The organism is Candidatus Effluviviaceae Genus V sp. (assembly GCA_014728125.1).
In the GTDB taxonomy this organism is placed as follows: Bacteria; Joyebacterota; Joyebacteria; order Joyebacterales; family Joyebacteraceae; genus WJMD01.
The window spans coordinates 1-5,278 of sequence record WJMD01000048.1 but is presented as its reverse complement, the minus strand read 5'-3'; the positions used below and the strand labels follow the sequence as shown (position 1 = coordinate 5,278).

The 5,278-nt window shown below is 66.3% G+C and carries 5 protein-coding genes; all 5 read right to left on the bottom strand.

The genetic code is table 11. The annotated features are described in order from the left end of the window. On the bottom strand, window positions 1–239 hold a 239-nt coding region (locus tag GF405_02540; GenBank protein ID MBD3367038.1), incomplete at its 3' end, for a hypothetical protein. 128 nt (window positions 240–367) lie between these two features. Beyond that, the gene (locus GF405_02535) at window positions 368–1,171 is read right to left on the bottom strand and encodes a hypothetical protein (protein ID MBD3367037.1); all 804 of its coding nucleotides are present in this window, start codon (window positions 1,169–1,171) and stop codon (window positions 368–370) included. Window positions 1,172–1,353: 182 nt separating this feature from the next. After that, window positions 1,354–1,884: a hypothetical protein gene (locus GF405_02530; protein MBD3367036.1), complete on the bottom strand. Its 531-nt coding sequence runs from the start codon at window positions 1,882–1,884 to the stop codon at window positions 1,354–1,356. A 38-nt stretch (window positions 1,885–1,922) separates the two neighbouring features. After that, entirely contained in the window at window positions 1,923–2,696 is a 774-nt protein-coding gene (locus tag GF405_02525) for a hypothetical protein (protein MBD3367035.1), read from the bottom strand. A gap of 115 nt (window positions 2,697–2,811) precedes the next feature. Then, window positions 2,812–5,229 carry a T9SS type A sorting domain-containing protein gene (locus GF405_02520; GenBank protein MBD3367034.1) on the bottom strand — a complete coding sequence of 806 codons (2,418 nt, stop codon included), beginning with the start codon at window positions 5,227–5,229 and terminating at the stop codon, window positions 2,812–2,814. Window positions 5,230–5,278: the final 49 nt, after the last annotated feature.

Here is a 5,278-nt window from a genome sequence, read left to right as displayed (position 1 = left end):
GAGCCGCTCAGGTTGTCGGCCACGTAGTCGTGACCGCGGTTGTTGACGGCGAGCATCGCCACGCCGGCCGACGCGAGCGCGTCGCCCATCTCGCTGACGAACCGGTTCTCGTAGAACGTGCCCGCGTAGCCGTGGACGTGAATGAGCACATCGCGCGGCCGTCGATCCGGCGGCTCACTGTAGATGCCGACCAGCTCGACGCCGTCGGCGGCCCGAAGACGCACCAGCTCTCCTGTCACAGCAACGCTCCTTCGCGCGGTGGAGAAGGACTCACGCGGCCCATTCTAACGCGACCCGGCCGGACCCACAACAGAAGCGGGGGACCTTCAACAGGCCCCCCGCTTGTATCGCTTCGTCCCTCGCACGGCTACTCGTCGAACATCGCCTTGATACGCGTCCACGTCACCGGCTCGACGAGCGAGTAGCCCTGATCCGGGATCCCGTCGAGGTCGCCGTCCACGATGGCCGTGTAGAAGACGTCGAGATCGATCGTCTCGTTGAAGGGCGTGGCATCGTCCTGCTCGACGCCCGACATCGTCGTCGGCATGGCGTCGTAGGCGCCCGATCCGTCACCACCCACGATGGCGGCGACGAACTTGAGCGTGGTGCCCTCGGGCACGGTCTCGGGCTGTGGTCCGTAGAGCCCGACCCAGCTGATCGCGCCCTCGATGTGACGCGCCGCCGTGTCGGAGGCCGCACGGGCCCCGGGCATGTCGGTTGTGGCCGTCGGATCGACGCATCCCTTGAAGAGCGGTCCCTCGAGGTTCCATGCGCCGAGCACGACGTCCATTCCCGCACCGTTGAAGGTGACGTTCCGGGCATAGAAGTCCGCGTTCGAGAAGTCGGTGGCTCCGGTGATGCCGTCCTGAAAATCGATGTCGATCCAGAGCACGTACCCGTTCCCGAACCCTCCAGGAGGATCGGCCGTGATGATGCCGACGTAGAGGCTGTCGGCGTCCCAGGTGACGTAAAGGTCGTCCATGTCCGGGTCGCTGTCGGGATAGCGGCAGTCATTGTCCGGATCGTCGATGGCCCAGTCATCGGCGTCCCAGTCGTCCAAGCCGACACTCACGACCCCGTCGATGGTCGGCGTGTTCCATGTCTCGGCGGCCGCGGGAATCGCGAGCGCGGCCGCAAGCGCGACGGTGAAGAAGATGGAGCAGAGTCTCATGATGCTCCTCCTTTCCCCGGCTTCATTGCCGGTCACATGATACGTACACAAAGTATCATGTTCGGTGCCGGCGTTCAACCGTCGATTCGGTTCGGCTCAATCCGCCGCCGGGACGCATAGACGGTCCGGTCCACGGGAGCCTCTGGAGGGACCGTGTGCGACGCCCGCCGGGAACGAGGGCATCAGTCGAAAAGCGCCTTCAGGCGGGTCCAGGTGGAGCCCTCGACCGGCACGGCACCGACCACCTGGATCGTAGCTCCCTCCCAGGTCGTCGGTATCCCCTCGTTGTCAATGTCCCGAAGCTCGCTTGTGCCGAACTCGAGAGAGGACATCCCGTCGGCGAGGCCCATGAACTCGATGACCACGAGCGTGCCGGGACCGTCGACGCTCCCTCCCAGGACGGCGCCGTTGATAAGCAGGCGGTTCAGGTCGTCCACATCCCAGTACAGGAACGTGTCGCCGGCGTACCCAGCGGGGAGCGTTCCCTCGCTGACTCCGACAGGCTCGACGACCATGGGGTCGTACTCGATCAGAAGATCGTACCCCGTCACGCCCAGCACCTCATCGTTCACCGTCACGGACACCTCGCCCGTCTCGTAGACGTTGATCTCCTGGTACGCCGGATCGAGATGGGTCGCCGGCGACGCCGTTCCCGCCCCGTGCACAAGAACGACCGCCGCGACCGTCGTGACGAACAACCGCATCCCTCGCATCTCCCCCTCCTCATCGGTGGAGTGTCGATTCCGTCGCTTCAGTGAAGCACCGTGATCTTTGTTCCTGTGATCCGCCCTTCAAGGCCCACGAAGTAGACACCGCACGGAACGGTTCGGCCGAAGCGGTCCGTCAGGTCCCACGCCGCGCCGGTCGAGCCCGCCGGGATGACCAGCTCACGGACCCTTCGCCCACGCACGTCGTAGAGGACGGCCGTCATCGAAGCGGACGCCGGTTGTTGAAGCGCGAGCCGGGTACCGGCGGTTGTCGGGTTCGGCAGGGCCGACAGTCGAGGGCCCGCATTCGGGAACGACCCCGGCACGGACGATGTCGTCTCCACCTGAACGCAGCACCCCGAGGTCTCCACGGGCAGGATCGGGTCCCGGCGGATGTCCCGGAGGTCGACCGCCGTGATCTCCAGCCAGCATGTGCCGGGACAGACACCGCCGATGCTGAGCCTCGCGAGCTCGCCCGGTGCGAGCACGTAGCTCCACGGCCCGAGCAGCACATCGTTCACCGAGTGAAGCCCATCGGCCAGCTGGTCCCAGTCGAACATGGTCGAGTGTCCGCTCGTCGCGAAGAGCGTGCCTTCTGCAGCCGACACGAGCTGGATGGTGGCGGCGTCGAATGAGAGCTCCACCATGTAGCAGCTGATGGTATCCACGTCGGCGACCCGAACGGAGACGCTCAGCGTCTCTCCCGGAGCCATCGCAAGTTCCGGCGGGTCGATCATCACGACCGGGTGGGCCGCCGCCGTGCAGCACACGACCGAGCATGCTGCCAGGCAGACAAGCGCTGTCCGCGCGGCGGACATGAACTCCTCCAATGGTAGTTCGGTGGCCCGGCGGCAACACAGACGGTCAGCCCGGCGCCCACCGGGCCACCATGACCCTCATCCAGAGCGGTGGACGAGAGGTCACCTGCACCAGCTATCTCAGGACGACGAGCTTCCGCGACATCCGGCGGTCGCCCGCCTCGAGCACACAGAAGTAGACGCCGCTCGCGGTCTCTCTCCCTTCGCGTCCGCGTCCGTCCCACCTGAGCGTATGACGACCGGGCTCGAGACCCGGCTCGACGAACCGTCGCACGAGCCGTCCCGACGCGTCGAAGATCGAGACGACAGCGTCGCCCTTCTCCACGAGGCTGAAGGCAAGCTCTGCGTCACCGTTGGTCGGGTTCGGAGTCGGAGGCAGGAACGCGAGCTCCAGCTGTTCGTCTGCACCACCTCCCGCCGTTACGGTCCAATCGAGCGGGGCGTTGGCGACGTCGCGGACGCTCGCGTCGGCGATCTCGAGCAGGATCTCGGGATCCGATGCGCGCAGCACGCAGAGCTCAGTCCCCGGGGCAAGCGTCCCGCAGGGGCCGAGCGCGGCGACGTCGACCGTGACGACGTCCGGTTGATCGTCGTCTGCGTGGAAGAAGACCTGCTCGGTCGGCTCGGCCCAGCAGGGCGGCACATCGATCTCGACATCGCTTCCGGAGACCCGCAGCGTTACGCTCACGCCCCTGACGTCTCCGCGTTCTCCCGCAAGACGGAGGACGCGAACGGCCCCCTCGCGAACCGAGCCGTCGGCCGCCGCGAGTTCGAGGCAGACGGATCCTCTGCCGCCTCGTGCCGGCGGTCCGCCCTCGGGAACGCCGGTCGGCCAGACGTTTCCGTAGTTCATGGCGAGGATCATGAGGTCCTCGAAGTTCACGAGGTTGTCGGTCACCGGGATCCCGATCCGCGACATGTCGTCGGTCGGGCCGACGTCGCACTCATGGTTGTACGAGGGGTGGCCCTCACCGATGTCGTACGTGGCGGAGAACACGACCTTGTCATAGTAGTCCACGAAGCCGTCGTAGACACCGGGGGCGCCGCCGCTCGATGTCACATCCGCCAGCCAGTAGGACGTGGAGCGGTCCTGCGCAGACGGGGCGGCGGGCGAGAGATTCCCGGCGAGATCCCTGGTGAAGGCCGTGTAGTAGTAGACGTTGCGCGTGGCGTCGTCGAACCCGTCGTCGTAGTAGTGCCTGATGCCGGTCCCCGGTACGAAGTCGACGACCACGCCGCCTCCGGGAGTCGCGGGGTAGCCGGCGGCGGGCCCGTCGTCGTCGTACTCAGGATAGGCCCCGGACGCCCATGCCTTCCTCACGATGAGGGTCCCCTCGATCGGCGCCGCTCGGGAGTCGGCGACGAACCACGACAGATGGATCGCGTTGTGCTCGGGGGACGCGACGAAATCGACCGGCGGGGCCGGATCGGTCAGATCGACCTCGGTCGAGCAGTCGGGAGTCGCGGGCACTCCCTCGACGTTGCCCGCGACGTCGCGCGCAACCGTATAGAAGTCGTACACGCCCTCGGAAGGTGCGGTGAAGGGTATCGGGCTCGTCAGGTACGTACCCGGGTGCTGCTGATAGGGCCCGCCGTCGACCCGGTAGTAGAGGATCACAGAGGAGACGCCGCTCGTGGCGTCGGAGGCGCTGAACGGAACAGGAAAGTACGTCGTGTTGTGATACGGGTCAAGCGGGCCGGCCTCGGAGACGGGCGCCGTGTCGTCCTGGGTCGAGCTGACGACGTTCGACCAGCCCGACGTGTTGTTGAGGTCGTCCCGGCACTTCACGCGGTAGTAGAAGGTCTCTCCGTCGATGAGTCCCGTGTACTCGTAATTGAGCGCCGGCGTGCAGCCGCTCGTTGCATAGATCGGATCGAAGTCCGGCTCGAGCGAACACTCGGAGCAGTAGCCGACGGCGCCCGTGGCGCTCTCGCTCGACCAGTAGACCGTGTTCGTGAGCCCTCTGGTGTACGGCGGCTCGGGCGCCATGGTGGGTACGTCGGGCGGTGTGTTGTCGAGCTCAATGGAGCCCCCCGTGGGCACGCAGCCGATCGGGAAGTTGTCGGGGTCTCTCAGCAGTGACTCGGTGAACGTCACGGGACTCACACCGTCGCCGGTCGCCTGTCCCGTGAACGAGATCGTGCAGAGGACGCCGGTTCCCGTCGCCCCGGTGGTGGCCCCGAGGATCGAGCAGTCGACAACGAGCGTGTTGCCGTCCTCCATCACGGGGAGAAAGGTCGTTGGCCCCACGTCGCTCAGAAAGGGCCCCTCCACGACGTCCAGTTCGAGGTCGTCGATGAAGACATACGTGTCGTCGAAGTCGATCACGAAGTGGTAGCCCCTCAGTCCCACGGTCTCGCCCGTTCCGTCGTACTGGATGGTGAGGACCGCAACCTGACCTCCGGCGATGCGCTCCGTCGGCGGGTCGATGGTGACCTCGGCGGCCGAGGCGTTCCCGCTCAGGGCGGCACTCATCAGCAGAATCGTGAGAGCGATGACGCCCGGTATCTTGTTCGGTGTCATGCGCAGCATGGTGTTCGCTCCATGGTTCGGTCGGCGGGGGCTTCACCCCGCGTGTGCG